Consider the following 4,090-nt stretch of genomic DNA (forward strand, 5'->3'; position numbering starts at 1 on the left):
CCGTGACGTGCTCCTTGCCGGTCAGGTAGGCCATGGTGTAGCCACCGGAGTTGTCGGCAACCTGCACGTGCTGGCCTTTCAGGGCTTCTTCCAGCGCGTTGATCAGCGCGGTGTTGCCACCTTTCGGGCCGGTAATCAGCCATTCGTCCGGCGACAGCCAGATCACGGTACCACTCGGGCCGAAGCTGAAGCTGCTCGGGGTCACCGGCAGGGTTTGTTTCAGCGTGGCTTCCACCGCGCTCACAAAGGCGGCGTCGCCGCTGTTGCCGCGCAGGGTGATGTAGCCGCGCAGCGGCAGTTCGTTGGCCCACACTCCGGCACTGTCATTCACCAGACTGGCGCGGGATGGCAGGTCGAAATGGTGCAGCGGGGACTGCATGTATGGCTTGAAATCAGGCATTTTGACGCTCTCCTTGCGGATCCAGGAATACGGAGGAAGCCACCGTGGCTTTGTGTACCTTGCCAGCGGCCCAGACGTAGACGGTGTCGCCCATCTTCTCGGCCCCACCCTTGAGCACGGCCATGGCGATCGAACGGCCCATGAAGGCGCTGTAGTAGCTGGAGGTCACGTGACCGAACATCGCCACCGGCGGTTCGCCCAGTTTCGGGGCCTGGGCCGGGCTTTGCAGGATCTGCGCGCCTTCGGCCAGGACCACGGTCGGGTCTTCCGGCAGCAGGCCAACCAGTTGCTTGCGGTCTTTGCGCACGGTATCGCTACGGGTCAGCGAGCGGCGACCGAGGAAGCTGAACGGTTTCTTCATGCCCACGGCCCAGGCCATGCCCAGATCGATCGGGCTGACGGAGCCGTCGGTATCCTGACCGACGATGATGTAGCCTTTCTCGGCACGCAGTACGTGCATGGATTCGGTCCCGTACGGGGTGATGTCGAATTCCTTGCCGGCCTTCATCACTTCTTCCCACAGGTAGTGACCATAGCTGGCGTCGACGTTCACTTCATAGGCGACTTCACCGGAGAAGCTGATGCGGAACACGCGGGCTGGCAAGCCGGCCACGGTGCCTTCACGGCCATCCATGAACTTGAATGCGTCGGCGCTCAGGTCGATGTCACTGCACAGCTTCTTCAGGACCTTGCGGCTGTCCGGGCCGACGATGGCGACGGTGCTCCAGTGGTCGGTGACCGAGCTGAAGTAGACCTTGAGTTCCGGCCATTCGGTCTGGTGCCAGCGTTCCAGCCAGCCGAGTACCTTGGCGGCGCCACCGGTGGTGGTGGTCATGTGGAAGTGGTTCTCGCCGATGCAGGCGGTCACGCCGTCGTCCATCACCATGCCGTTCTCGTCCAGCATCAGGCCGTAGCGGCACTTGCCGGGTTCGAGTTTGGTCCAGGCGTTGGAGTACACGCGGTTGAGGAACTCGCGGGCATCCGGGCCACGGACGTCGATCTTGCCGAGGGTGGAGGCATCCATCACGCCGACCCGGCTACGGGTGGCCACGCATTCGCGGTTCACCGCGGTATGCAGGTCTTCGTTGCCTTTCGGGAAGTACCATGGACGCATCCACTGACCGACCACTTCGAACTTGGCACCACGGGCTTCGTGGGCAGGCTGGATGGCGGTGTAGCGGCGTGGCTCGAAGGTATCCCCCTGCATGTGGCCGGCCAGCGCCCCGAAGGTGACCGGGGTGTAGGACGGACGGTAGGTGGTGGTGCCTACTTCGGAAATCGGTTTGCCCAGCGCTTCGGCGGTAATGGCAAAGCCGTTGACGTTGGACAGTTTGCCCTGGTCGGTGCCGAAGCCGAGCGCGGTGTAGCGCTTGACGTGTTCGATGTTGCGGTAGTTCTCGCGCACGGCCACGTAGATGCCACCGACGTCGACGTCGTTCTGGAAGTCGACAAAGGCTTTGGCGCCCTCGCCTTCCGGTTTGCCGTCCGGCACACGGAAGATGCGGCGAGCCTGGGTGACTTCTGGGCTGTCGACCAACGGCAGTTCGATCTGGGCGGTCTTGCCCAGCGCTTCGCAAACGGCCTGCATGGCACGGCCGGTCTGGGCCAGGGCTTCAGACAGCACGAAGTAGCCGGTGACAGAGCCGACGCAGGCAATGCCTGGGCGACCCGCTTCTGGTACCACAAAGGCCAGACGCTGTTCGTCCCATACCGGACGGCCACCGTTGTGGCAGAACAGGTGCACGGTGGGTGACTGGCCACCAGAGGACAGCAAGGCATCGCAGTTGACGTGCGGGCCGCGGCCGACCACTTTGTTACTAAACGGGTCCAGACGCACCAGATCGGCACCGGTGACTTTCTTGTTGCCAAAGGCTTTGGCAATGCCATAGCCCAGCAGCAGTTCGGCACCGGCGGCCTTGGCGGCCTGCTGGCGTTCTGCCGAGGCGCCACGGGCGCGGGTATCGGCCAGCCAGACGCGGGCACCGGTTTCGGCCAGGTCACGGGCGGTATCGTAAGCGTAGTCGTTGCTGGTCAGGATCAGCACTTCCTTGCCGACCTGTACACCGTAACGGTTGACGTAGGTCTGGCCGGCTGCGGCCGTCAGAATCCCCGGCAGGTCGTTGTAACCGAACACCAGCGGACGTTCGATGGTACCGGTGGCCAGCACGATGTGGTGGGCACGGATCTTGTGCAGACGCTGACGCGGTACGTCGGGTTCGCGTTCAGAGATCGGCAGGTGATCCTGGATCTGTTCCACGGCCTGCACCAGGTTGTAGTCGTGCAGGGCAAACGCGGTGGTCCGTGGCAAGCGGGTGACGTTGCTGGCCGCGTCCAGTTCGGCGACGGCTTTGGCCAGCCAGCTGCTGCCGGCTTCGCCGTTGATCTGCTGGTGGGCGTCGGACAACAGCCAGCCGCCCATTTCGCTCTGTTCGTCCACGATCACGGTCTTCAGGCCGCTGCGGGCGGCAATCAGGGCGGCCTGGATACCACAGACGCCACCACCGACCACCAGTACATCCACGTGGTGATGCAGGTGATCGTAGTGTTCCGGATCGGCTTCACGCGGGGCTTCGGCATAGCCGGCGGCCTTGCGGATCAGCTGTTCGTAGAACGGCCACCAGCCATCCGGTTTCATGAAGGTCTTGTAGTAGAAGCCGGGCGGCATGAAGCGGCCCAGTTTGCCCAGAATCCCTTTGGCGTCGATGTTGAGTGACGGCCAGCCGGTGGTCGTGGAGGCAATCAGCCCCTGATACAGTTCGATCTGGGTGGCTTTGGCATCCGGTACGGTGTACGCGCCCAGTTCCAGCTGCATCAGTGCATTCGGTTCTTCGGCGCCAGCGCCGTAGATGCCGCGCGGACGGCCGTACTTGAAGCTGCGACCGATCATGCGGGTGCCGTTGGCCAGCAGGGCCGAGGCCAGGGTATCGCCGTGGAAACCTTCGTAGGTCTTGTTGTCGAAGGTGAATTCCAGCGGGCGGTTGTAGTCGATGCGGGCACTGCCGCGTTTAACGCGATGTGAGTTCACGCAGCATTCTCCTTGGTGTAGATTGCCTTGCCTTCCGGCAGGGTCCAGGAACCGGCGATTTCATAAGTGGCGGTATTGCGCTTGACGGCAAACACCTTGCGGCAACCGGCCGCGTGCTGCCACTGTTCCCAGTGCCAGCCTTTGATGTTCTTGCGCATGAACACGTAGTTACCCCAGGTTTCGTCATCGACTTCTTCCGGGTTGGCCGGACGCTCGATGTACGCTTCACCGGCGTAGCTGTATTCTTCCTCGTCTCGCGTGGCCTGGCAGAACGGGCAATAAATCTGAAGCATGTCTCTGACTCCTTAGTGCGCGACTGCGGCAGCGCCGTGTTCGTCGATCAGGTGACCGGAATGGAAACGGTCGATGGAGAACGCGGCATTCAGTGGATGCGGTGCGTCGTTGGCAATGGTGTGGGCAAACACGTGGCCGGAACCCGGGGTGGCCTTGAAGCCGCCGGTACCCCAGCCGCAGTTGAAGTACAGTCCCTTGACCTTGGTCTTGGAGATGATCGGGCAGGCGTCTGGCGACACATCCACAATCCCGCCCCACTGACGGTTCATGCGCACGCGCGAGAACATCGGGAACAGTTCGATGATCGCGGTGGCGGTGTGTTCGATGATGTGCGGGCTGCCGCGCTGGCCGTAACCCAGGTAGCTGTCGAT

The 4,090-nt window shown here is 62.8% G+C and carries 4 protein-coding genes; all 4 read right to left on the reverse strand.

All coding sequences use genetic code 11. From position 1 onward, the window contains the following. Positions 1-400, reverse strand: a 400-nt coding sequence (locus F552_RS0100040) for a sarcosine oxidase subunit gamma (protein ID WP_018149668.1), incomplete at its 3' end; no start/stop codon positions are given. After that, on the reverse strand, positions 393-3,425 hold the full coding sequence (locus F552_RS0100045) for a sarcosine oxidase subunit alpha family protein (protein WP_018149669.1): 3,033 nt from the start codon (positions 3,423-3,425) through the stop codon (positions 393-395). The genes F552_RS0100045 and F552_RS0100040, both read right to left, overlap by 8 nt. Then, the gene (locus F552_RS0100050; protein ID WP_018149670.1) at positions 3,422-3,718 is read right to left on the reverse strand and encodes a sarcosine oxidase subunit delta; all 297 of its coding nucleotides are present in this window, start codon (positions 3,716-3,718) and stop codon (positions 3,422-3,424) included. The genes F552_RS0100045 and F552_RS0100050 overlap by 4 nt, the downstream gene beginning before the upstream one ends. 12 nt (positions 3,719-3,730) lie before the next feature. Next, positions 3,731-4,090, reverse strand: a 360-nt coding sequence (locus F552_RS0100055) for an FAD-dependent oxidoreductase (RefSeq protein ID WP_018149671.1), incomplete at its 5' end; no start/stop codon positions are given.

Origin of the sequence: Leeia oryzae DSM 17879, assembly GCF_000376945.1 — a bacterium.
GTDB lineage: Bacteria > Pseudomonadota > Gammaproteobacteria > Burkholderiales > Leeiaceae > Leeia > Leeia oryzae.